25 protein-coding genes and 1 pseudogene are annotated in these 23,180 nt (G+C 67.4%); 14 read left to right on the top strand and 12 right to left on the bottom strand.

The window, feature by feature from the left end; genetic code table 11:
• Positions 1-112: 112 nt before the first annotated feature.
• Positions 113-1,261 (top strand): 5-(carboxyamino)imidazole ribonucleotide synthase, encoded by a 1,149-nt coding sequence (locus tag ABD830_RS34005; protein ID WP_344996853.1) that lies wholly within the window; start codon positions 113-115, stop codon positions 1,259-1,261.
• Positions 1,258-1,758: a 5-(carboxyamino)imidazole ribonucleotide mutase gene (gene purE, locus ABD830_RS34000; RefSeq protein WP_344996850.1), complete on the top strand. Its 501-nt coding sequence runs from the start codon at positions 1,258-1,260 to the stop codon at positions 1,756-1,758. Before ABD830_RS34005 ends, purE begins: the two co-directional genes overlap by 4 nt.
• Positions 1,759-1,817: 59 nt before the next feature.
• On the opposite strand, the gene ABD830_RS33995 is transcribed toward purE, so the two are convergent.
• The gene (locus ABD830_RS33995) at positions 1,818-3,131 is read right to left on the bottom strand and encodes a UDP-glucose dehydrogenase family protein (protein ID WP_344996847.1); all 1,314 of its coding nucleotides are present in this window, start codon (positions 3,129-3,131) and stop codon (positions 1,818-1,820) included.
• Between the two features lie 124 nt (positions 3,132-3,255).
• Here ABD830_RS33995 and ABD830_RS33990 point away from each other — a divergent pair, with 124 nt between their 5' ends.
• The 3 genes from ABD830_RS33990 (at position 3,256) to ABD830_RS33980 (ending at position 5,899) form a co-directional block, all read left to right on the top strand.
• Complete coding sequence (locus ABD830_RS33990; protein WP_344996844.1) at positions 3,256-4,419, top strand: acyl-CoA dehydrogenase family protein; 1,164 nt, start codon at positions 3,256-3,258, stop codon at positions 4,417-4,419.
• 140 nt (positions 4,420-4,559) lie between these two features.
• Positions 4,560-5,183 (top strand): DUF4240 domain-containing protein, encoded by a 624-nt coding sequence (locus ABD830_RS33985; RefSeq protein WP_344996841.1) that lies wholly within the window; start codon positions 4,560-4,562, stop codon positions 5,181-5,183.
• Positions 5,184-5,323: 140 nt separating this feature from the next.
• Positions 5,324-5,899, top strand: a complete 576-nt coding sequence (locus ABD830_RS33980) for a hypothetical protein (protein WP_344996838.1) — start codon at positions 5,324-5,326, stop codon at positions 5,897-5,899.
• A 61-nt stretch (positions 5,900-5,960) separates the two neighbouring features.
• Here the strand turns inward: ABD830_RS33980 and ABD830_RS33975 are convergent.
• The 3 genes and pseudogenes from ABD830_RS33975 to ABD830_RS33965 form a co-directional block, all read right to left on the bottom strand.
• Positions 5,961-6,200 (bottom strand): annotated as a pseudogene (locus ABD830_RS33975) (tyrosine-type recombinase/integrase); the annotation flags it as partial.
• A gap of 65 nt (positions 6,201-6,265) precedes the next feature.
• Positions 6,266-6,490, bottom strand: coding sequence for a hypothetical protein (locus tag ABD830_RS33970; protein WP_344996836.1), 225 nt, complete (start codon positions 6,488-6,490; stop codon positions 6,266-6,268).
• Between the two features lie 38 nt (positions 6,491-6,528).
• Positions 6,529-6,822, bottom strand: coding sequence for a hypothetical protein (locus ABD830_RS33965; RefSeq protein WP_344996833.1), 294 nt, complete (start codon positions 6,820-6,822; stop codon positions 6,529-6,531).
• A gap of 404 nt (positions 6,823-7,226) precedes the next feature.
• On the opposite strand from ABD830_RS33965, the gene ABD830_RS33960 reads away from it, so the two are divergent.
• The gene (locus ABD830_RS33960) at positions 7,227-7,883 is read left to right on the top strand and encodes a flavodoxin family protein (RefSeq protein ID WP_344996830.1); all 657 of its coding nucleotides are present in this window, start codon (positions 7,227-7,229) and stop codon (positions 7,881-7,883) included.
• Here the strand turns inward: ABD830_RS33960 and ABD830_RS33955 are convergent.
• Genes ABD830_RS33955 through ABD830_RS33930 form a run of 6 tightly spaced genes read right to left on the bottom strand, consistent with a single transcriptional unit; the run spans position 7,826 to position 12,973 of the window.
• Positions 7,826-8,362, bottom strand: a complete 537-nt coding sequence (locus ABD830_RS33955) for a hypothetical protein (protein ID WP_344996827.1) — start codon at positions 8,360-8,362, stop codon at positions 7,826-7,828. The genes ABD830_RS33960 and ABD830_RS33955 overlap by 58 nt on opposite strands.
• A complete protein-coding gene (locus ABD830_RS33950) occupies positions 8,352-8,762 on the bottom strand; it encodes a carboxymuconolactone decarboxylase family protein (RefSeq protein WP_344996824.1) in 411 nt (136 codons plus the stop codon). The genes ABD830_RS33955 and ABD830_RS33950 overlap by 11 nt, the downstream gene beginning before the upstream one ends.
• Positions 8,763-8,765: 3 nt before the next feature.
• Positions 8,766-9,974 carry an MFS transporter gene (locus tag ABD830_RS33945; protein ID WP_344996821.1) on the bottom strand — a complete coding sequence of 403 codons (1,209 nt, stop codon included), beginning with the start codon at positions 9,972-9,974 and terminating at the stop codon, positions 8,766-8,768.
• A 7-nt stretch (positions 9,975-9,981) separates the two neighbouring features.
• Positions 9,982-10,500 (bottom strand): aromatic-ring-hydroxylating dioxygenase subunit beta, encoded by a 519-nt coding sequence (locus ABD830_RS33940; protein ID WP_344996818.1) that lies wholly within the window; start codon positions 10,498-10,500, stop codon positions 9,982-9,984.
• Positions 10,497-11,810, bottom strand: a complete 1,314-nt coding sequence (locus tag ABD830_RS33935; protein ID WP_344996815.1) for an aromatic ring-hydroxylating oxygenase subunit alpha — start codon at positions 11,808-11,810, stop codon at positions 10,497-10,499. The genes ABD830_RS33940 and ABD830_RS33935 overlap by 4 nt, the downstream gene beginning before the upstream one ends.
• Positions 11,807-12,973 (bottom strand): glycosyltransferase, encoded by a 1,167-nt coding sequence (locus ABD830_RS33930; RefSeq protein WP_344996812.1) that lies wholly within the window; start codon positions 12,971-12,973, stop codon positions 11,807-11,809. The genes ABD830_RS33935 and ABD830_RS33930 overlap by 4 nt, the downstream gene beginning before the upstream one ends.
• A gap of 490 nt (positions 12,974-13,463) precedes the next feature.
• On the opposite strand from ABD830_RS33930, the gene ABD830_RS54410 reads away from it, so the two are divergent.
• From ABD830_RS54410 to ABD830_RS33910, 4 genes are all read left to right on the top strand, one after another.
• On the top strand, positions 13,464-13,850 hold the full coding sequence (locus ABD830_RS54410) for a hypothetical protein (RefSeq protein WP_425567218.1): 387 nt from the start codon (positions 13,464-13,466) through the stop codon (positions 13,848-13,850).
• Between the two features lie 508 nt (positions 13,851-14,358).
• Positions 14,359-14,643 (top strand): hypothetical protein, encoded by a 285-nt coding sequence (locus tag ABD830_RS33920; protein WP_344996809.1) that lies wholly within the window; start codon positions 14,359-14,361, stop codon positions 14,641-14,643.
• A 150-nt stretch (positions 14,644-14,793) separates the two neighbouring features.
• Positions 14,794-15,612 (top strand): ABC transporter ATP-binding protein, encoded by an 819-nt coding sequence (locus ABD830_RS33915; RefSeq protein ID WP_378520726.1) that lies wholly within the window; start codon positions 14,794-14,796, stop codon positions 15,610-15,612.
• A 1-nt stretch (position 15,613) separates the two neighbouring features.
• Positions 15,614-17,536 (top strand): FtsX-like permease family protein, encoded by a 1,923-nt coding sequence (locus ABD830_RS33910; RefSeq protein ID WP_344996806.1) that lies wholly within the window; start codon positions 15,614-15,616, stop codon positions 17,534-17,536.
• 83 nt (positions 17,537-17,619) lie between these two features.
• Here the strand turns inward: ABD830_RS33910 and ABD830_RS33905 are convergent, their stop codons facing one another.
• Positions 17,620-18,069 (bottom strand): lamin tail domain-containing protein, encoded by a 450-nt coding sequence (locus ABD830_RS33905; protein WP_344996803.1) that lies wholly within the window; start codon positions 18,067-18,069, stop codon positions 17,620-17,622.
• Positions 18,070-18,206: 137 nt separating this feature from the next.
• On the opposite strand from ABD830_RS33905, the gene ABD830_RS33900 reads away from it, so the two are divergent.
• The 4 genes from ABD830_RS33900 to ABD830_RS33885 all read left to right on the top strand — a co-directional run bounded on the left by ABD830_RS33900 (position 18,207) and on the right by ABD830_RS33885 (position 22,401).
• Positions 18,207-18,629: a VOC family protein gene (locus ABD830_RS33900; protein ID WP_344996800.1), complete on the top strand. Its 423-nt coding sequence runs from the start codon at positions 18,207-18,209 to the stop codon at positions 18,627-18,629.
• Complete coding sequence (locus ABD830_RS33895; RefSeq protein ID WP_344996797.1) at positions 18,626-20,179, top strand: ATP-binding protein; 1,554 nt, start codon at positions 18,626-18,628, stop codon at positions 20,177-20,179. The genes ABD830_RS33900 and ABD830_RS33895 overlap by 4 nt, the downstream gene beginning before the upstream one ends.
• A gap of 123 nt (positions 20,180-20,302) precedes the next feature.
• Complete coding sequence (locus ABD830_RS33890) at positions 20,303-21,436, top strand: hypothetical protein (RefSeq protein ID WP_344996794.1); 1,134 nt, start codon at positions 20,303-20,305, stop codon at positions 21,434-21,436.
• Positions 21,437-21,582: 146 nt separating this feature from the next.
• Entirely contained in the window at positions 21,583-22,401 is an 819-nt protein-coding gene (locus ABD830_RS33885) for a hypothetical protein (RefSeq protein WP_344996791.1), read from the top strand.
• A gap of 11 nt (positions 22,402-22,412) precedes the next feature.
• On the opposite strand, the gene ABD830_RS33880 is transcribed toward ABD830_RS33885, so the two are convergent.
• Positions 22,413-23,159 (bottom strand): DUF4097 family beta strand repeat-containing protein, encoded by a 747-nt coding sequence (locus ABD830_RS33880; protein ID WP_344996788.1) that lies wholly within the window; start codon positions 23,157-23,159, stop codon positions 22,413-22,415.
• Positions 23,160-23,180 lie beyond the last annotated feature (21 nt).

The raw sequence follows: 23,180 nt of genomic DNA, 5'->3' as shown, positions 1-23,180 counted from the left end.
GCATGCGGGCGGGGCAGAGCGCTGGGCGGTCGTGCCTGCGAAGGCGACCCGGAACGGCCGCCCAGCCCGGAGCGTCCGGGAAAGTCGTTCCGTCCCGGTAAGCTCACCTGGCGTGAGTTCCTACAGCCCCATCGGACCGGTCGTCGGCATCGTCGGCGCGGGTCAGCTGGCCAGGATGTCGCAGCCACCGGCCATCGCGCTGGGTGTCGAGCTGCGAGTGCTGGCCAACACCCCTGAGGAGAGCGCCGCACGGGTGATCGTCGACACGCGCATCGGAGACTACCGCGATCTCGACGATCTACGCGAATTCGCCAAGGGCTGCGCCGCGATCACGTTCGACCACGAACACGTCCCGACCGAGCACATCCGGGCTCTGGCCGACGCCGGCCACGCGGTGCACCCCGGCGCCGACGCGCTCGTGCACGCCCAGGACAAGGCGGTCATGCGCGAGCGGCTCAGCGCGGTCGGCGTGCCCTGCCCGGCCTGGGCACGCGTGTCGTCGGCCGAGGAGGCCGAGCGCTTCGCGGGCGAGCACGGCTGGCCCGTGGTGCTGAAGTCGGTGCGCGGCGGCTACGACGGCCGCGGCGTGTGGGTGTGCCGGTCCCCGGAGGAGGTCGCGGAGGCGTTCGCGACCGGGGTCGAGCTGCTCGCCGAGGCGTTCGTGCCGTTCGAGCGGGAGCTCGCGGTGCTGGTGGCCCGCTCGCCGCACGGGCAGGGCGTCAGCTACCCGGTCGTGGAGACCGTCCAGCAGGACGGCATCTGCGTGGAGGTCATCGCGCCCGCTCCCCGGCTGGACCCCGAGGAGGCGGCGCAGGCGCAGCGCATCGGCCTGAAGATCGCCCACGAGCTGGGTGTGACCGGGCTGCTCGCGGTGGAGCTGTTCGACACCCCTAACGGGCTCGTGGTCAACGAGCTGGCCATGCGCCCGCACAACAGCGGCCACTGGACGATCGAGGGCTCGACGACGTCGCAGTTCGAGCAGCATCTGAGGGCGGTGCTGGACCTGCCGCTCGGTTCGCCCAAGATGACCGCCCAGGTCGTCGTCATGGCCAACCTGCTCGGGGGCGAGGAGCCCGACCTGTTCAAGCGCTATGAGCACGTGCTGGCCCACGATCCGGGCATCAAGCTGCACTTCTACGGCAAGGAGGTGCGCCCCGGCCGCAAGATCGGCCACGTGACGGCCCTCGGCTCCAACCTCGAAGAGGTCCGCGCCCGCGCCCGCCACGCCGCCGTCTACCTCACCACCGGGGAGTACACATGAGCGTGGGCATCGTGATGGGCAGCGACTCCGACTGGCCGGTCATGAAGGCCGCCGCGGAGGCCGTCGCGGAGTTCGGCGTGCCCTTCGAGGCGGACGTGGTCTCGGCGCACCGCATGCCCGCCGAGATGATCGAGTACGGCCGCAGCGCCGCGTCCCGCGGCCTCCAGGTGATCATCGCCGGCGCCGGAGGGGCCGCGCACCTGCCCGGGATGCTGGCCTCCGTCACGCCGTTGCCGGTGATCGGGGTGCCGGTGCCGCTGAAGTACCTCGACGGGATGGACTCCCTGCTGTCGATCGTCCAGATGCCCGCCGGGGTGCCGGTGGCCACGGTGGCGGTGGGCGGCGCTCGCAACGCGGGGCTCCTGGCCGTACGCATTCTCGCCGCGTCGGACGCGAAGCTGCGGGAGCGCATGGAGGAGTTCCAGGCCCGGCTGAAGGAGCAGGCGTACGCCAAGGGCGAGAAGCTCCGCGCGGAGGCCGCCGAGCTGCGGGGCTAGCTGGAGAATGGCATGGCCGCCCGCGGATTCAGCGGGCGGCCATTGTGGTTTCCAGAGGGCTACGGGCGGCCCAGGGCGCGGTAGTGCCATCCGGCGGACCGCCACGTCTCGGCGTTCAGGGCGTTGCGTCCGTCCACGATGCGCCGGGTCGCGACCACCGAGCCCAGCTCCTCCGGGTCGAGCTCCACGAACTCCTGCCACTCCGTCAGCAGCAGCACGACGTGTGCCCCGCGGACCGCCTCAAGGGCCGACTCGCCGTAGTTCAGCTCGGGATGAGCCTTACGGGCGTTCCCGAGCGCGATCGGGTCGTACACGGTGACCTGTCCGCCCTGGTGGCCGATGGTCACGGCGACGTCCAGTGCGGGGGAGTCGCGAATGTCGTCCGAGTTGGGCTTGAACGCGGCGCCCAGCACGCCCACGGTGCACCCGTGGAACGAGCCCCCGGCCAGCTCCCTGGCCAGGTCGACCATGCGGGCGCGGCGGCGCATGTTGATGGCGTCCACCTCGCGCAGGAACGTCAGCGCCTGGTCCGCGCCCAGCTCACCGGCCCGTGCCATGAAGGCCCTGATGTCCTTGGGCAGGCAGCCGCCGCCGAACCCGAGCCCGGCGCTCAGGTAGCGTCCGCCGATCCTGTCGTCGTACGACAGGGCCTCGGAGAGCTGCTTGACGTCGGCGTGAGCGGCCTCGCAGACCTCGGCCATGGCGTTGATGAAGGAGATCTTGGTGGCGAGGAAGGCGTTGGCGGCCGTCTTGACCAGCTCGGAGGTGGCGAGATCGGTCACCACGAACGGAACGTCGCCCATCGGCTCGTAGACCTCGCGCAGCACCTTCTCTGCTCGTTCGGTGCGTACACCGAGCACGAGGCGGTCCGGGTGCAAGGTGTCCTCGACCGCGAACCCCTCACGCAGGAACTCGGGGTTCCACGCCAGCTCGGCCTCCGCTCCGGCGGGCGCGAGGCGGGCGAGCTTGTCCGCGAGCCGCTCGGCCGTGCCGACGGGCACGGTGGACTTGCCGACGACCAGGCACTCCCGGTCGAGGAGCGGGGCGAGGGCCTCGATGGCGCTGTCCACGTAGGTGACGTCCGCGGCGTACTCGCCGCGTTTCTGCGGCGTGCCCACGCAGACGAAGTGCACGTCGCCGAAGGCGGCGACCTCCTCGTAGGAGGTGGTGAAGCGGAGGCGGCCGGATTCGAGGCCGCGGCGGAGCACCGGTTCGAGCCCCGGCTCGTGGATCGGAAGCTCACCTTGGTTCAGTCTGGCGATCTTGTCTTCGTCTACGTCAAGGCCAAGGACCTCGAATCCAAGATCAGCCATGCACGCCGCATGGGTGATCCCCAGGTATCCGGTCCCGATCACCGTGAGGCGATATGGCACGAGTGAGCTCCTTTCGGTCGCGCAGGCATGCTACCGGGACTCGCTACCTCCTACGTGCCACCTGCACCTCTTCGCAAACCGTACTAGCTGGTAACAAAAGGTCGGACGTCCTAGTATCTAGCGCATGAGCTTCCCTCTATACGCGCCCGCCGAAGAGCACGACATGCTCAGGGAGACGGTCCGGGCCCTGGCCGACGAGAAGATCGCCCCGCACGCCGCCGAGGCCGACGAGACCGAGGAGTTCCCCTGGGACGTCTACAAGGCGCTCGTGTCGTCGGACCTGCACGCCGTACACATTCCCGAGCAGTACGGGGGCGCGGGGGCGGACGCTCTGGCCACCGTCATCGTGATCGAGGAGGTGGCCCGCGCCTGCGCCTCCTCGTCTCTGATCCCCGCCGTGAACAAGCTCGGCACCGTCCCCCTCCTCCTTTCGGCCTCGGAGGACCTGAAGTCCCGCTATCTGCCCGCGGTGGCGAGCGGCGAGGCCATGTTCTCGTACGCCCTCTCGGAGCCGGAGGCGGGCTCGGACGCGGCGTCCATGAAGACGAAGGCCGTGCGGGACGGCGACGACTACGTGCTCAACGGCACCAAGATGTGGATCACCAACGCCGGGGTCTCGGAGTACTACACGGTCATGGCCGTGACGGATCCGTCGGCGGGCGCCAAGGGCATCTCGGCCTTCGTCGTCGAGAAGTCGGACGAGGGCGTCTCCTTCGGCCCCAAGGAGAAGAAGCTCGGCATCAAGGGCTCACCCACCCGCCAGGTGATCCTGGACGATGTCCGGATCCCGGCCGACCGCATGATCGGCGAGCCAGGCACCGGCTTCAAGACCGCCCTGGCCACCTTGGACCACACCCGCGTCACCATCGCCGCCCAGGCCCTGGGAATCGCACAGGGCGCCCTGGACTACGCGATCGGCTACGTCAAGGAACGCAAGCAGTTCGGCCGCCCGGTGGCGGACTTCCAGGGGCTGCAGTTCATGATCGCCGACATGGCCATGAAGCTCGAGGCGGCCAGGCAGCTCACGTACCATGCGGCGGCGAAGTCGGAGCGGGCGATGCACGGGGAGCCGCAGAAGGATCTGACCTTCCTGTCCAGCGCCGCGAAGTGCGCCGCCTCGGACGCGGCCATGGAGATCACCACGGATGCGGTGCAACTGCTGGGTGGTTACGGTTACACGAAGGACTTCCCGGTGGAGCGCATGATGCGCGACGCCAAGATCACCCAGATCTACGAGGGGACGAACCAGATCCAGCGCATGGTGATGGCCCGTCAGTTGCTCAAGTAGGCGTTGACATGCGGAAACCCGGCGCTTCCTGTGGGGTGGGCCGGGTCCGCAGAAGCGCTGCCCGATCATCGGTCTCGGCCTGTTCCGTCCCTGTTCCGTGATCTTTACACGGTGGCCCAGGGGTGCGAGCATCACGCGGCATGGATGTCGATGAGTTCTGGGACCTGATCGAGCGTTCCGGGCGCGAGACCGACACGAGGAGAACGCGTGTCGCGTGGTTGGTGGACGATCTCTCTCGCCGCCCGGTCGAAGAGATCATCGACTATCACATCTGGTGGACGACGACTCAGAACCGCGGCTGCACCGTCGATCTCTATGCGGCTTACTGGTTCGTGTTCGGTTCAGGCTCGTTGGACGGCTTCGAGTACTTCGTGAGCTGGCTCGTCAGCCTGGGCCGCGAGACGTTCGAGGCAGTCTCTGACTGCCCTGATCGGCTGATCGAGCAGCCTCAGGTGCTCCACCTGCTGGAGCTGGAGGATTTGTACGCCAACTCCACCAAGCGCCGGCCTCGGGATCCTGAGCAGATGTGGGAAGAGCGCCCTGAGTTCGAGTCGCTGGCCTACGTGGCGTATCACGCCTATGAGCAGGTGACCGGACAGGAACCGGACAGGCTTGGCGAAGCCGCAGAGACACGTGGCGCTTCCAGCGGGTTTCCGCTGGTTCCGGCGATCGGCAGCGTTCCCAGTGGAGAGCAGTGGGATTTCGACGATGAGCTGGAATTGGCTCGCAGGCTTCCGAAGATAGCTCGCTACCGAAACGTGTGAAGATCCGGCGATGCCTCCTTCTGTGGGTTCAACGGCCGCATAAGGCTGCAAGGACCCTCATCGATGGGTCGCTGGCCGATGAAGGACCCCGGGATCGTAATGCGGATGCGCGACGGTGAGTTATCTGTCAGCATGAGGCAATGAATAACGATACGGTAACCATTCCAAAGATCACTCTTGACTCGAACTGCATTATCGATGCAGTCCAGCGGCAGGGAGCCTGGCAGCATGTTGAGCGGCTAGTGGAGCTTGCACGAGGCGGACACGTGCAGCTTTGGATCACCGATGCCTTCGATGCCGAGCAGATCAGGGCGCGTGACGAACACCGCGAAGCTAACCTGCGATGGCTTGCCGATCGACCGCTCATCGGCCGCACTGTCCCTGTGATGCGGTTGGACTATCCGACAGCCATCCTTGGCGTCGCCGTGCTGGCGAGCGATGAGGGCGCGGACGCTGACAGGACTATCCAGGACATCATCCTTCCGCAGGAACTGCGGCCTGGGCATGTCGATCCAGGCGACACCAAGGCCACCAAGCGACAAGCCAAGCGGATCCACGACGTCCACCACCTCTCTGCTCACTGGACGGCCGAGCATGACTTCTTCGTGACACGCGACGAGGACGACATGCTTAAGAAGCGGGAAGAGCTCAAGCGCCGAGTAGGCATAGTGGTGCTGACGCCCGCGGAGGTGCTAGAGAAGCTGAGCGTGCAGTAGACCGGCCTATATGACGCAGCCTTGAGGTTGATCGGAACACTTCAACGTACGTTTGATGCCTTCACAGGCCCTGCATGCGGAAGGGACGGTCATCGATCGCCTTACGTGCGCGATCATGAGACCCCGGCATCATGTGAGCGTAGACGCGGAGGGTGAATCCCGGGTCGGAGTGGCCGAGGTATTCGGCGAGTTCCTTGGCCGAAACGCCGCCGGCCAGCATGACGCTCGCGTAGTAGTGCCGGAGCTGGTGTAGTGAACCGCCCCGACTTTGATGGAGACGCTCCCTGAGAGCCTTGCGGCGCGTATTGGAGGAAGTAGGGAGAAGGCTTCGCTACCAAGCCTGTTCGTAGGGCCGGGCTCATCCCGTCAGAACAGGACGATCCGGGTTAGCAGCACCTGTTGATTCTTCCGGTCGATCCGATACTCCGCGATGCCGAATCCCTTGGGGATGAGGATCTCCCGCCAGTCGGGATCGGTGCCGACCTGGTCGCTTGCCGTCAGCCACGGGTCCTCGCAAATGGCGACTGTGAGCGCGGCCACACTCGAGAACACCTCCGCCGAGACCGCTGAGTCGGCGAGTGTTTCAGCCACGACCTCCGATGGTACGACCGGCCATAGGTCGTCCTCGCTCACTGAGCGCCACGCTCTCGTCGGCGACGTAGGACTTCCTCCATGGTCGTGGTTGGCAGAGTCCCGGCTTCGGCTGCTGCTCGGATACGATCACGGTCCGGGTCGGTGTCCAGCATGGCCCGACCCCACCAGGCGTTGAGCACGCCGTCCAGTTCAGCGCCCTGCTGAGCTTCAAGAAGTTCTGCGAAGAACTGCGCACGGCGGCTGCCGCGCAGCGCGCCGGAGATTCCGCCGATCGTCCGCGGCACTCTGGGGTGGTCCGGTGTACCACCGTGGACACGCTGAGCGCTCATGACACCACCTTTCACGCTGTCAGCCTACGACTTGATCTCAAGTACTCGCAGGAATCCCGTAGGCCCAACGGGAAGAGTGTGCCCGTGATCGTCTACCAGGCGCGCACCGAGCATGACTGCCCGGCTCGGCGCCCGTGATCTGGAGACCTTCAATTCCGACGATTGGTGATCCTGCCAACGCGGATGCTGACAACGGTCTTGGAAACGCATGGATGTGAAGCGCCCCGGGTTCCTCTGGAAGATGATCACGTCAGCTCCTCAAGTAGCTGGTTGACGTGGTTTTCGATCCCCCTTTCGGCGATGCTCGATTGTGGGTAGGTTGAGGCTGCCTCAGTGTGCGGCAATAGGGGCTTCGTCAGGTGGCCGGTCTTGGGGGCGCTGAGCGGACAGGGGAGACCCTTCGGATGAAGATCGTTGCGTTGTCCTGCACACAGAAACGTCTCCCGTCGTTGACCGATGCGCTGCTCGAGGCGGCGATCACCGGCGTCGTCCGGGAGGTCGACGACGCGGAGATCCAGCGAATTCGGTTGATCGACCATCGCATCGCGATGTGCGAAGGCGAGGACACCTGCCTTGATCCGGAGGTGGGCCGGTGCACGCTCGACGACGACTTCGAGCATGTCGTCGGTCTGGCCGAAGGCGCGCAGGCGATGCTGCTCGCCATGCCGGTGTACGCGGGGAACGTACCCGCGGTGCTGAAGATCTTCCAGGAACGATTGAAGAGCTTCATGAACGCCACGCAACGCCCGTTCGGCAACCTGCTGGTGGGGACGATCGTGCATTCGCGCACCATGCTGACCGAGCCCGCACTGGGCTCGTTGTTCCCGTGGTACCTGCGTTTACGGAACAAGAACGTGGCGTCGGCGTGCTTCACCCAGAACGATCACGAGGACCTGACCCGTACCGCGGCGCTCGACCTGTGTGTGGCCGTGGGCCGGCAACTCGGCATGACGCTCGACGGCAGCCGGTCGCCGGCCAAGGACCGCACGGCACTGCCGTTGGTTCAATCGCCGGCTCGTCCGCGGTGCGGTGACCCGGCCGCGGCCTCTCCTGGAGCGTGAGGAGATTCCGCGCGCCAGGTGCACCCGTCGCCCGCCTGTTCGCACGACACTGTGACGTCCGGTTCCACGTAGCGGGCGGCGATGGCGGTGTTGAGCTCTTGGCAGTACGGGCACGGTGACGAGAACGTCAGTACGACGCCGGCGCGGGCGGCCCGTTTGCGGTACCGGAGGATCCCGCAGTCGGCGTTGCGCAGGACTGTGCCCGAGGGTTGGGGTTCACTGGTCACCGCCGAGTCGTACAGCAACAGCTGACGCTGCAGCCGGGTCATGAAGTGATCGGTGGCGGATACCCCGGCGGGCCGCTGCGCTTGCAGCAGCTTCGCGGTGATGCGGGAGTTCGCCTGGATCCACGCGGCCAGGCCTTCTTCGCCGTGCTCTCCCAGGATGAACTCCTCCGCGGCCGCCTGGGCCTCGAAGAACCGCTGGCGCCACAGGTCGACCTTCTCGGCCGGGTCGAGGGGAGACGGTTCACTGGTCATGGTCCGTGTCCTTCCCGGTGGTGCCGTCCTTCCCGGTGGCGGCGTCCAGCTCGGCGAAGACCTCCTGGGCGACGCGAAGCCCGTTGTTGGCGACCGGCCAGCCACCGTAGTAGGCGAGCTGAATGATGACTTCGACGATCTTCTCTCGCGACATCCCGAGGTGCAGGGCGGCACCGATGTGGCCGCGTAACTCCCAATCGGTCCGCGCCAGCGTGACCGCGGTCAGCGCGACCAGCTCGCGCTCCTCGACGCTCAGGTGCGGGCGGGTCCAGATCTCGCCGAACAGGTGGTCGACGGTGATCCGCAGGAACTCCGGGTACGAACCCGGGCGCGGTTCGCGGCCGAAGACCTGCTGGAACATGGCCTCACCGCGCTCATGTCGGTCAGACGGCTGATTCATCGATCATCTCCTTCGTGTTGGCCGAACAGTTGTCAACGTCCACGACGCCACGAAGGCGACGACCAGCAGCGCGGCGCCGCTGCCGAAGGCGGCCGGAACGCTCACCCGCTCGGCGATGAGCCCGACGACGACCGGTCCGACCACGGCGCCGACATCGGTGCACATCGAGAAGACGGCGACGCCACTGCCGGCCCGGCCGGCGACGACGTCACCGATCAGCGCGGCTGGTGCGGCGTTGAGCAGCGCTGATCCCGCCGCGTACACACTGAGCAGGACGACGAGCCAGGCGTAGCTGTCCACGAACACCAAGGCTGTGATCGCCGCTGCGGCCACACCGGTGCCGGCGATCATGGCGAGCCGGCGGCCGGCCCGATCGACGACCCAGCCGGCCGGCATGATGAGCAGCGCCTGAACGACGGCGGATATCGTGAACGCCCACCCGACCCACGTCACGTCATGTCGCCACGCCACAACCACCGTGGGGACCAGTGCGCTGCGCAGCCCGAACAAGACCCATCCCTGCGCCAACGCTGCGAGGCAAGCCACCAGGTAGCGTCGGTCCCGCAGCAGGACCGGTAGCCGGACCACGTCACGGCCGGGCTCTGCGCCGGCGGTTCGGCCGGTGCGGAGCACGGCCAGTGTCAGTACCGCGGCGGCCAGCAGCAGCACGGCGTACGCCACGAACGGCGCGGACAGGGCGATGAGAGCGAGGAGCCCGCCCAGCGCCGGTCCGCAGATCCCGCCGAGCAGGAAGCCTGCTTCGAACACGGCGCTGGCCCGGCCCCGCTGGTCGGCCGGCGCGATCGCCAGGAGTGTCGCCAGCGCGGACACCGAGAACAGCACCGAGCCGACGCCGCCGAGGCTGCGGAACACGAGCAGCTGCCCGAAGGACCCGGCGAACGCCGTCAGGGCCGAGGAGAGCGCACAGAGCAGCAGGCCGGTGACCAGGACTCGCCGCTCCCCGAAACGAGCTCCGAGCCGGCCGCAGAACGGACTGGTGGCCAGCCGCATCAACGCGAACAGGGCGACGAGCACTCCGATCTGGGTGGGCCCGGCCCCGAACGTCGCCGCGTACACCGGGAGCACCGGGAGCACCAGTCCCAGGCCCAGCATGACGCAGCCACCGACGACACTGAGGACGTAGACCTCGCGAGGGAGACTCGGCTGGGGGTCGGCAACGGGTGGGACGTTGCCAGGGCCGGCCGCCGTCACTGTCCGATCACAGGATGATGCTGAGCTTTCCGTGCTCGTACAACGTCTCGTGGTCGAGCACCACGACCCGTCTCCGGGCCCGGAACGACTCGCCCTCGACGACGAGCTCGAACCGGTATTTTCCGACGTAGGCGTCAGAGCGCCCGTGCCCGAACCGGTACACGACGACATTCGCCGCCACGTCGAGGTGCGTGCCCCGATCGGTCAGGATCTCCACGTTGCTGATCATCCGATTCGTCCGCGACCGAGGGTTCTCGCACCACACCTCACCGTTGAGGAGTTGTTCGATCCGCTGGCGTAACCGGGCGGCATCGTCGTCGATGAGCCCGAGCGCATCGGCCGACTCGCCGCGGACGTCGGTGGCAGGCACCGAGTAGCGGATGTCGTCGGTCAGCATCTCGTCGTACCACTCGAGCAGGCGCCACTCGTCGAGCAGCCGCGCCTCACGGAAAAGGAACTCGCTCACCCGGTGCCACAACCGCACCTGGGCCGCTTCGTCGACCGTCAGCTCGATGGTCATCGTCATTCTGCCCCTTGCATCTCGGCCCGGTGAGCGACATCGAGGTGACCGTCGTCGCCGTACATCAGCCGGTCCCACTGCCGCCAGAACTCGCGGGCGGGAAGCTCGTCGGTCGTCTCCGGGACCTCCTTGTTCATGCCGCGTGACAGATCCGAGTAGCGGACCGTGCGGTTGAGATAGCCCCGCTGGCACGACTCGACGATCTCGATGTCGTCGGGAGTGGCGAAGCCGGCGGGGCCGAGGAAGGTCAGGTAGTGACTCTTGCGGAGTTCCCGGATGTCCGGATCCTCGTCCTTGGGGGCCAGGGCGACCGAGGTGATGGCCATCTGGCCGGCGCCGACCGGGTCGATCTTGCGGATCGTGATCGCGATCGCGTCGATGATCATCAAGTTGGGGAAGATCAGCACCGCACGATTGGTGCCGGTGATCCGTTCGGCGCGTTCGGCGCCGAACCGGTCGACGAACCGTGCGGCCGTCGCCTCGATCCGCGGCCGGACCTCGGCGCCGAACATCGGCGTCCAGTAGGCGAGCGGGCGGGCTGCCGCCGGTGGCAGCTCGTTGGCTCCATGCCCCAGTCCGAGGGCGCGGCCGAAGCCGCCCCGTCGTCGTGGCGGCACCGACCCCAGCGACTCCATGTAGCCGACGTAACGCTTGTGCAGGGCCCGGAAGTGGTAGATGTCGACGCTGTTCTCCATCATGAGCTTCCAGTTGGCCCGAGCCCCGTGGAGTTGCGCACCTTGGATCACCTCCATCCCGACCTCGGACTGGTCGTCGATCAGATCGAGGTACTCCGTCGCCCCCGCCAGGTACTCGGTCAAGGTGCGCGGCTGCTCGGGATCGAAGGTGATGAACACGAAACCGCGGTAACTGTCACTACGGTGCTGCGCCAGGCCGAAGTCCGCCTTACGGAAGCCTGGCCCGTACCCGTCCGGGAGCGGGACCCCGACCAGGTCGCCCTGGTTGGAGAACGTCCAGTCGTGATACGGGCACCGGAACGATCTGGCCTGTCCGGCCGGCTGCGAGCAGATCAGAGCCCCGCGGTGAGTGCAACTGTTCGCGAACACCCGGATCACCCCGTCGGACCCGCGCGCCATGACCACCGGGCGCCCGCCGACGTCGCGTGCCACGTAGGAGCCCGGTCCGGGCACCTCCGATTCGTGCCCGACGTACAGCCAGCAGCGGTCGAAGATCCTGGTCATCTCCCGTGCGGCCAGGTCGTCGTCGGTGTAGGCGCGGCGATCCACCCGGAATGAGAGGCGCTCGAGATCATCGATCACGATCGGGTCGCGCACCGGCCGCTGCAGTTCGATCGTCACTGCTGCCCCTTTCGCTGGAGCGTCTCGACTGTGCTGATGACCAGCTCGGCCGTGCGCACGGCGGAATCGCCGCACTCCGGCTGCGCAGCGCGCAGGCGGGCCCGGTAGTCCCGGGCGGGATCGAGCAGATCGGTGACAGCGTCGGCGACCGCCCGCTCGGTGACGTCGGCCGGCTCCAATGCCGTCCCGAAGCCCGCGCTACCCACGAAGTACGCCTGGACAGGCTGATCCACAGCCAGCGGGATCACCAACATCGGTGTCGCCGCCCGGATCGACTCCGCCACGGAGTTGTATCCGCCATGGGTGATGAACACGTCGGCGCGCTCGAGCACCTCACGTTGCGGCAGGTACGGGGCGGTGAGCACGTCGTCGGGCAGCGCGAGCTCCTCGGCGAGATCTCCTACCGCGGCGATCACCTGTGCACCGGTCGCCGCCGCCCCGGTGATCACCGTGCGCAGCAGGTCCGGCCGCCGGTAGAAGATCGTGCCGAAGGAGACGTACACCACCGGGCGGTCGGGATCGATCCGATCCAGGCCCGAGAAGGCGACCTCGTCGCCGCGGGTCCCCGCCGCACCCGGCAACCCGACCAGCTGCACACCGTCGTCGGTGACCGCGTCGTCCCCGACGAGAGCAGGAATCGTCGGCATCACATTGAGAATCGGCGAACGCGCCGAATGAGTCCGGGGCGACCACAACACCCCGTGCCTGGTCAGATAGTCGCCGACCTGCTCGTCGTACGGCCAGCGACCTCGTCGATGCTCGCTCGGACATACTCCACCCAGGTTGGCCCAGATCATCCCGTACGGCACGCCGGACGCCTGTGCGCCGACCATGGCCGACGCCGTGACCGGCAGCGAATCGACGAGTACGAAGTCCGGCGCCGTCGCACGGAGCGCATCGGCTGTCTGGTCTGCCACCGGCGACGACTGGAGCATCGGGCCGATCTTCGCCGGGTCGCCGCTCCACGGCGCCATCTCGACCTGCCCGACCGCGTGGACCTCCGCCTTGCCCAAGGCCTGGCGACGTTGCTCGTCGAGCGCGCCACCGTCCGCGGACAACAGCAGCAGCGCAACCTCGCTGCCGGCATTCTGAAGCGCATTGACCACCGGAACATACGGGTTCAGGTGACCATGCTGAGTTGTGGTGAGGAGGGCGACGCGCATCAGATCTCCGATCCATCGAAAGAAGACGACCAGGCCGACTCAGGATCTGGCTCTGGATGCACCACAGCAGCCACGACCGCGACACCCTCCTGCCTTCAGAAACGAGTCGAGACGGCGACGTGCGAACGGTATGAATCCGCCCCCGGACAGGCGAGAACGCCCGGCAGGTGAAAGAGACCGTCGACGTCCAGGTACTGCTATGAGGCTCTACGCATTCCCCACCGTCGCGGAGGGGACACATCGATCGACGTTATTCGGAACAACCTCGAAACAACCGGGTTCACCACCTGCCCCCGCAGGCAGCTTCGCAAAAAGCCTGCCGGGATGTGCAATCGATGTCAACGACTCGCAACTGTCAACTTCCATCACTCTGCTGAACGCAATTTCGTCAAGGGGGGGCTATGGGGCGCCTTATGCGACGGATGAGCGTCCCGCGACAGAGTCGGTGCCCGCTCGGCAGGCGAGACCGAGGCCGGCCGATTTCCTGTCCGTGCAGCATTTACGAAATTATCAAGAACGGTACACGCACGGTCTCAGCCATAGCCGCAGCTCAACAGACCTGAGCGAGGCGAGCCCCGGAGAGGAACTCGGCCTGCGCGACCGCGTCCACGCCGTCGTCCATGCCTACGAGAGCGGCCTGGTACGAACCGGGGGCCACCTGACCGGCGCCCAAGGTTGTTTCGATTTCAACTACATCCCCTACTACTACAACTGCATGGGCGAGCCGCGCGAGATCCTGACCACTGAGAATGATTGGGCCAACCACACGACGGTGCGGCGAACTCTGTGCGTGCCGGCCAACTCGTGGACGCGGCTCGGCTTGAGCGTGTATGACGTGGTCTGGGCCCAGGACAACGGCAAGACCTGCGAGCTGTAGCCGAACTGCGGCTCGTCGTGCGCGGTGGACGTCCCACCGCGCACCGACCCGCGAGGCCGGGTCCGCCCAGGCGTAGTAGCCCTGGCGCGACACACCCAGCACCCGGGCGAGCAGGGGGAACTCGTGGTGGTCCTTCTCCGCATGGATCAGCTGGTCGTCATTTCGGCAGATCCGTCTCCCGCGCGAAGAAAGCTGCGCGTGCCCATCCCCGTTCCGTCGCTCTTTCCGTGGAAGTGTCAGAACCAATGAGACACGGCTCCGGAAGGCACCAGGGGCCTCGGGGGGTTTCAGAGGAAAAGCGTGGTCTTCGCTGAATGGCGTTTCGCGCAAGGAGTTCAGGCCGTGACATTGGGGGGGGCGACCCCATATCCCCAGCCAAAAGCCGCTTCGCCGATTCGCCGAGCACGCGAGCCCTGGAAAAAACTCGGCCAGGGGTCGACTCGGCTGTTCGCGGCACGGGTTTCATGCCGCGTAGTTCGACCACTTGTGCCACGGCAGGCGCACAGAGGTGGTGCTGGAAGTCGTTCCAGGCGACGAACACGTTGTGCGCCGTCAGAGTGACATTGCTGAAGAGCCCAGGCCGGTACAGGTCGGCCAGGACTCCGGCGCTCTCGACGCGGTCACGGTGTGGATCGTGAAGTCCTCACGAAGCATGGGACATTCGGCCAGTGCTCTGGGGATGCAGTCCCAGCACGTCGGCGGAGCATCAGCCTCGATGGTGGTGACCGATGCCGTCGGCGAGCTGTCCGCGTTGGTGCCGGTCCGGCGGGTCTGCCACGATGGCGCATGCTGATCGACAACACCGTGCAGACGCATCGGCGGCTACACGGACGGGGTGGTACCAGCGGGCGGGAGCACTGCTTTCACGGGGGACCGAGGCGGATACCGGGCTGCGTCCCGCGCGATTCGCTGACCGCCCGTACTGGCGATGGAGGAGTGAGGTTTGCACGGGCATGTCGGCAAGGGGCCGGAGCATTCGCTGGAGCGACCGTCGACCCGGATCGCGACCGGTGCCGAGTCGGCGGGCGAGGCTCGGTGGGCGGTACGTCTCACCGAAGTGCGCAAGACACATGGTCAAGGGCAGGGCGGAGTGATCGCGCTGGACAACGTGTCCACGGCATTGCCGTACGGCACGTTCACCGCGATCATGGGCCCTTCCGGGTCGGGGAAGAGCACACTGCTTCACTGCGCGTCCGGCCTGGAGCGACCGGATCAGGGCATGGTCGAGGTCGGCGGCCGCGACATCGGCGCTCTCAGTGAGACGGCGTTGACGAAGCTGCGCCGTGAACGCATCGGGTTCGTCTTCCAGGGCTTCAACCTCCTTCCCGCCCTGACCGCCGAGCAGAACATCACGCTGCCGGTCCGTCTCGCGGGCCGCCGGGCGACGCTCGACCGCGACTGGCTGGAGCGGCTGATCGACTACACCGGGCTCGGCGAACGTCGGCACCACCGGCCGGGGGAACTGTCGGGAGGCCAGCAGCAACGTGTGGCCATCGCTCGAGCCTTGATCACCCGGCCTGACGTGGTCTTCGCCGACGAGCCCACCGGAGCGCTGGACACCTCCTCCGGCCGTAAGATCCTCGAGCTGCTGCGCCGGCTCGTCGAGGAGGTCGGCCAGACGGTCCTGATGGTGACCCACGACCCGGCGGCCGCATCGTACGCCGATGCCGTGCTGCTGCTCGCGGACGGGCGCATCATCGACGTGCTGCGGCGCCCGTCGGCGGCGACGGTAGCCGAGCGGCTCGCCGGGCTGGGGGTGTGACGTGCTCCTCTCGCTGGCATGGGCCACCGTGCGCTTCCGGAAGGTGTCCTTCACCGGATCGTTCGTGGCGATGGCGTGCGCACAGCTTCTGGTGATGGCCTGCGCGGTGCTCTTGGAATCGGGCGCGAGGGCGGCACCCGCCCAAGGCGGGGGAGACGTCATCTCCTTCGCCGTGCCTTTCGGTTTCATCTGCCTGTCCGTCTCCGCCTTCGCGGTGGCCGGCGCGTTCTCCCTTTCTGTCCAGCAGCGCACGCGGGAGATCGCCCTGCTGCGGGCTGTCGCTGCGACGCCCGGGCAGGTCCGCAGGCTGATCGCCTACGAGGCTCTCGTGGTCACCGGCGTCGCCGCCGTCCCCGGCTGTGGTCTCGGTGCTCTGCTGGCGGCCGGGCTGCGGGCCTGGATGGTCGGGCAGGGCTGGGTGCCGGAGTCCTTCTCATTGAGCTTCGGTCCGAGCAGCGTGCTCGGCGCGGTGTCGCTGTGCGGGGTGACGGCTCAACTCGCCGTCTGGAGCAGCGCTCGGCGAGCCGCCAAGGTCCGCGTCCTGCTGGCCCTGGGGGAGGCGTCGGTGCCCGCCCGGCGGGTGGGCGTGGTACGCACGGTGCTGGGACTCGCGGTGCTGGCCGGTGGTATCTGGGGGCTGGCGGCGCTCTCCCGGTCCGCTGGGTCGGACGCCGCCAACACGGCGGTCGGCATGGTCATGGTGCTCATGGTCGCGGTGGGACTACTCGCTCCCTGGGTCGGAAGGCTCGCGGGTGCCGTCTTCGGGCTCATGTGCCTTGTACTGCTGCCGGTGATCGGCCCGCTGGTCAGGGCGAACCTCGGCGTCGGTCACCGCCGGCTGGGTGCGGCCGCCACGCCGCTCGCGCTCACCGTCGCGTTCGCGGCCGTCGCCCTGTTCGTCCCGCAGATGAAGTGGCAAGAGCTGCAGAAGCAGGACCACGGTCGACTGGTCGCCGACCATCTGGTGCAGGCTACGAGGAAAGGGCTGCCCGACTCCGTGGCCCGGACCGTGAGCGGACTGCCGGGGGTCGCCGCGGCGGTCGGCACCTGGGGGACCTACGCCATGGTGCTCACCCGGAACGATCCGGCGGGCCAGGGCCCGGCTGCCATCGTTCAGGCGGTCACCGACGGCCCGCTGAACCAGGTGCTGGACCTGGATGTCCGCCAAGGCGAGGTCGACCGGCTCGGCCCGCACGACATCGCGATGAGCCAGACGCTGGCCCGCAAGGTCCACGCTGCGGTGGGCGATCGGCTGTGGCTCTCCTTCGGCGACGACCGTCGCGAAGGCACCAGGGTCGCCGCCATCTACACCCGTGACCGGGGATTCGGTGACCTGGTCGTCCCGTATCGACTCGCCGCCGCGCACTGGGACGGCGAACCGCCCGGCCAGGACACGGTTTACGTGCGGGCCCTGCCGGGACAGCAGCGGACAGTGGCGGAAGGGCTGGCGGCTCTGCGGCGGCACCATCCATCCTGGCAGGTCCTGGACCGCACCGCGCACTGGTCCGAGGCGCGCCGCCAGCAGGACGCCTCGATGGCCGTCACCTACCTACTGCTTGTCGTGGTGACCGTGTTCACGTCCATCTCGGTGGTGAACACACTGGTGATGACCACCATGGAGCGCGCCGGGGAATTCGCGTTGCTGCGGCTCGTCGGTGCGACACGCAGACAGGTCGCCCGCATGATGCGCGCGGAGAACGCCGTCACGGTGCTCGCCGCACTCGGCGTCGGCGCGACGGTGGCCGGAATGGTGCTGACGGTGTTCAGCAAGGCGCTGACCGGCTCACCGTACCCCTCCCTTTCCGGTTCCACCATCGCGCTCATCCTGGGCGGGGCAGGTGTCCTCGCACTCACCACAGGGCTGCTGACCACGCACATCGCCCTTCGGCAGCGGCTGGGCACCGCCCTGAACAGCAGCGGATAGCGCCGTGCGGGGCAACGCCCTTGATGGGACGCGAGCAACCCCGTACGTCGGCCGAACCTGAAGCACAGCCTCTGGCACAGGGGCTACTGACAGGCGGTGGAGATGCCGCCGCGTCCCCAGCTACACGTGTCGATCTTCTTGAGGTCGCTGCCTCGATAGAGCCCTGCCGTGTCCCCGTCGTTGTTCCAGACGTACCACTTGCGCCCCCAGTACAGCGTGGTCGAGCTGTCGGTCCCCTGACCCGAGCGCACGGTCACCGACTTGCCGGACCTGAGAGTGAACCTCGGGAACCGGTACTTGTAACCGGTCGCGTCCCGCAGGATCCACTTCTCGAGCTGGATGTTCTGCTTGGACGTGTTGCGCAGCACCGCGTACTCGCCGTTCAGAGAGACATTGCCGCCCCGGTCCGACCCCGGCGAGTCGTAGTACACCTTGACGATCTGAACGACCGGGGTCGCCGCCTGGGCGGACGTGGGGGCCGACGGCAGGATCGCGACCGCGACACCGGTCGCCACGAGCAGACGCTTGAGCACTACGGGCTCCATAGGGCTAGAGATGGAACGTGACATCAATGGGACGATTGCTGCCATTCGGGGGTTGGCAATCGCCGATGTCCGCATCCGGCCACACGCGATGGCCCCATCGTGAGGTAAAGCCAAGGAGGCACGGGATGGGTGGCGAGCCCGCTACCGGCATGCTGCACCACGTCGAGCTCTGGGTGCCCGACCTGCCGCGAGCCATCGAGAGCTGGCAATGGCTGCTGGAGGCGCTCGGCTACGCGCTCTTCCAGGACTGGAGCGACGGCCGCAGCTGGCGGCTAGGAGCCACGTACCTGGTCCTGGAGCAGTCGCCCGCGCTCACCGCCGACAGGCACGACCGACGCCGCCCAGGCCTGAACCATCTGGCCTTCCACGTGGAGAGCCGCGCCATGGTCGACGCTCTGGTGGCGCAGGCGCCCGCGAACGGCTGGACGCTGATGTTCCCCGACCGCCACCCCTATGCCGGCGGAGACCAGCACTACGCCGCCTATCTGGAGGACAGGGACGGGTTCGAGGTCGAGCTTGTCGCCGCGGACCCACCAGGCAGGGAATGACGGGCGAGTGGCGCAGACCACAGAACTATACTTCTGGGAAGTATAGTTCTGTATATGTGCTGGGAGTGGTCTTGATCCGGAAGCCGGAGCACGTCTTCGACCGCGTGCGGGAGTGGCAAGGTCTGACGGGCTTCGTGACGCCGCAACGCCGAACGACCGCGATGCCCGGCGCGACACTGGGGGTCGTCAGCGGCCGACGCCGGCAGGGGAAGAGCTTTCTGCTGCAGGCGCTGGCGGAAGTGACCGATGGGCTGTATTTCGCCGCCACCGAGGCGACGGAGGCCGAATCGCTGCGGCTCTTCGCCGAAGCTCTCACGCGATTCACCCGGCAGGCCGTGGAGATCCCTTTCCGCGACTGGAACGACGCCATTCCCTATATGTTTCGCGCCTTCCGCGATCGCCCGGCACCGTTGATCATCGACGAGTTCCCGTTCCTGTCCAGGGCCTCGCCCGCGCTGCCGTCAATCATTCAGCGCGAGCTCGGGCCTGGCGGCAGCGGGCGGGAGAGCGCCGCGCGGCTGATTCTCTGCGGATCGGCCATGTCCGTGATGGGCGGCCTTCTGTCCGGGCAGGCGCCACTGCGCGGACGGGCCGGGCTGGAGCTCATGATCCATCCGTTTCGCTATCGGGACGCGGCGGAGTTCTGGGGGATCACGGACCCTCGGCTGGCCGTACTGGTGCACGCGATCGTCGGTGGAACACCTGCCTACCGGTACGAGTTCACGCAGGGTGACGCGCCGGAGGGCCTTGACGACTTCGACTCCTGGGTCGTCCGCACGGTGCTCAATCCGCAGATGCCGCTCTTTCGCGAGGCCCGATATCTGCTGGCTGAAGAGTCGGAGATACGCGATCCGGCGCTCTATCACTCAGTGCTGGCGGCGATAGCGAGCGGAAACTCCACGAACGGCGGGATCGCCAACTACGTGGGGCGCAGGTCCGATCAGATCACGCATCCGCTCACGGTGCTGGAGGACAGCGCGCTGGTCAGGCGGGAGCCAGACCTGTTCCGCTCGGGACGCGCCCGCTATCGCATCGTGGAGCCGTTGATCACCTTCTATGAGGCGATCATGCGGCGTCGCTGGCCGGAGCTGGAGATCCACAGGGCCGAAACCGTATGGCAGGCGGTCAGGCAGACGTTTTTCGCCCAGGTGGTGGGGCCGCACTTCGAGTCACTGTGCCGTGACTTCGCGCTGGACGCGGGCGATTCTGTTTTCGGTGAGTTCCCCGCGGAGATCGGGGCAGGTGTCGTGCCTGATCCGGCCAACAGAGCCCGGGTCGAGGTCGACGTGGTGGCACTGGCCGCTCAGGAGCCCGGGAGGCCGCGGCGGATCCTGTCGCTCGGCGAGGTCAAGTGGGGTGAGGTGATGAGCCGCCATCACCTCAAGCGGCTCGCGAGGGCGCGCGAGTTGCTGGGAGGGAAGGGGTACGACACACGCGACACCGTGCTCGCCTGCTATGGGGGATCGGGGTTCAGCGACGAGTTGAGCGCGGCGGCGGGCGGTGATTCTCGGGTGGCTCTGGTGGGGCTCGAGCGGTTGTATCGCCCGTAGGAGGCCCGGATGGGCAGTTTGGTGGTGTTTCACTGCCAGTTCACTCATATGTCAGACAGCGGCACTTGATCGGTATAACGTCTGGTTTCGGTCTGTTCCTTAACTGAAGACGGGTACCGCAACATGCGCAAAGTCCTGACGCTCGCCGTGGCCGCCACCGCCTCGATCGGTCTGCTGGCCGCCCCGGCCACCGCCGATGACCGCCCCAGAGAGCTGCCGACCGAGATCAACGGGGGCGCCTGGACCGAAGGGCACGTCCAGGGCATCGCCATTGACCAGCGCAAGGGGTACATGTACTTCTCGTTCACGAACGTCCTCGTCAAGACCGACCTCAAGGGCAACCTCATCGGGTCGGTGACGGGCTTCACCGGGCACCTCGGCGATCTCGACTTCAACGCCAGAGACGGCCGCGTGTACGGCTCCCTGGAGTACAAGGAGCAGGAGTCGTTCTACATCGCGATCTTCGATGTCGACCGCATCACCAGCCCGAACATGGACGCCCAGAGCACCGGCGTGGTCAAGACGGTCTACCTCAAGGAGGTCGTCGCCGACTACACCGCCGACATGAACGGCGACGGCAAGTTCGACGGGAACGTCGGCAACACGGCCGACCACCGCTACGGGTGCAGCGGCATCGACGGTGTATCCTTCGGGCCGCAGTTCGGGCGGAAGAACGGCAAGCAGCTGCTCACCGTCGCGTACGGGATCTACTCGAACGTCGACCGGAAGGACAACGACTACCAGGTCGTCCTTCAGTACGACATCCAGCAGTGGAAGAAGTACGAGAAGCCGCTCACCGAGAGCGACCCGCACAAGAGCGGCCCCGAGCAGACGGACGGCAAGTACTTCGCCTACACTGGCAACACCACCTACGGCGTGCAGAACCTCGAATGGGACGAGCACACCGGCAACTGGATGATGGCCGTCTACAAGGGGAAGAAGCCGCAGTTCCCCAACTACTCCTTCTTCATGGTGGACGGCGGCGCGCGGCCCACCGAGGGTGACATCGTCGGGCAGCCGCAGTCCGAGCGGGGCCGGCTGCTCACGCTGGCGCCCGGCGGGCTCCAGCACGAGGCCACTGGTGTCAGGGGCTGGGAGTTCACCGGCGAGTACGGCCTGATCTCGCTGGGCGGCGGCCGCTACTACGTCTCCAAGTCGGGGACGGTCACGGACAACGGCGTCAGCAAGTACACCGGCACCGCGCAGCTCTACCGCTGGACGGGCCAGACGCCGACCCCGTTCGAAAAGCTCGGCTGAGGCGAACCCTCACCCGGCTCCGAGATGTCCGGGGGCGGCGCACCCCGTCCCCGGCCTCTGAGCCTGAGCGACCTGCCCGCGACGGGCGGCCACGGCTGTTAGGGTCGTTGCTCATCTCGCGAACGGGCAACGACATTGGGAGGGTCATGCGGCGGGCCACGAGGAAGACCGTCTCCTTGCTGATCGGAGTCGCCGCTCCGATGGCGCTGATGGCGCCCGCGGCCGACGCACAGGCGCGTCCGGCCTGGGTCGCCTACCACGGTCTGACGGCCGCCCAGAGCGTGGAGCGGGTCCGCCAGCTCAGGGATCAGGGCTTCCGCCCGATTACGGTAAACGTTTCCGATGGTGAGCGGTATGCGGCCGTATGGGTGAAAGGCGGGTCGCCGGCCAATTGGGGCCTCTGGCAGGGCATGTCGGCCGAGACGTTCCAGCAGCGGTTCGACCAGGGGCTGCGGGAAGGGGCGCAGCCGGTTTCCGTCTCGGCCACCGGGCCGGCCGACTCGCCGGTGTTCACGGCGATCTTCGAGAAGAGAAGCGGCAGGTTCGTCGCCAAGTCCGATCTGACGCCCGATCAGTTCGGCGCCGCCAACCAGCAGGCCGCCGGCCAGGGGCTCGCGCTGACCTCCGTCGACGTGTACGGCACCCCCGACGACCTGCGGTACGTGGGCGTGTGGACGGCCAACAGGGGCGGGGCCTGGTCCTGCACCTACGGCAGGACCAGGGAGCAGCACGAGGCCGCCTTCTACGCCAAGCGGAAGCAGGGGTTCCGGCCGGTCAAGGTGGCCGTGGGGCCCGATGGGACGTACACCGCGGTGTGGCGCAAGGGCGGCGACAAGACCTGGGCCCACTACATCGACATGACGTCCTCCAGCTACCAGAAGCGGTTCGACGACCTCAAGGACAAGGGGTTGTTCCCGGTCCAGGTGAACGCGGAGAACGGGCGTTACGCCGGGATCTGGGAGTAACCGGCCGAGGGCTACTTGGCCAGGAGGATCCGGACGTCTCCCGAGGTGCTGCGGGCCGTGATGGTGTTGGGGCTCTTGGCGTCGTGCTTGAGCTCGGAACGTTCGGTGCCCTCCTGGCTGCGGGCGCTGATCGCGTAGGCGGCCCTGGGCACGGTGGCGGTCACCCTGCCGTCCCGGGACTGCAGGTCGAGGGCGGTGGGCGGGCCGGCGAACGTCAGGTCGATGGCGCCGTCCGACGTCCGGCACCTGACGTTCGGCGATTTCAGGCCGTCACCGGTGATCGGCCCCTCGCTCGTCAGCCGCAGCCTTCCCGTGGTGGCCGTGACCTGGATGCGGTCCCCGCTGGACACGTCCACGTCCTGGGTGAGGCCGTTCAGGATGACGCCGTCCGACGCGTCGATCGACAGCCGTACACCGGGCGGGACCTTGACGTGATAGCGGGCGCCGCAGTCGCCGAAGACCATGCTGCAGTCGGCGCCCAGGCGGAGGGTGCCGTCGCGGAGGGACCAGGTGGCGTTGCCGTCGTCGGCGGCCTTGCCGCGTACCCACCGCTCCACCTCGACCCGGCCGCCGGTGCCGGGGAGGACGCGCACGCCGCCCAGGGAGGATCGGATCTGCAGGGCGGCGCCAGTCAAAGGGCCGGTCAGGGGGAACGACCGGGCGGAGTGGACCTCCTCTGCCTCGAGGTCCACCCCGCATCCGGCCGCCGCCAGCGCAATGGCGAGCGCCACCACGACTTGCCTCATCGGGATGCTCATGGCAACGATCGTGGCCGAGCG

The sequence above is a fragment of the Nonomuraea helvata genome, from assembly GCF_039535785.1.
GTDB lineage: Bacteria > Actinomycetota > Actinomycetes > Streptosporangiales > Streptosporangiaceae > Nonomuraea > Nonomuraea helvata.
This window is presented reverse-complemented; position numbering and strand designations above follow the sequence as displayed.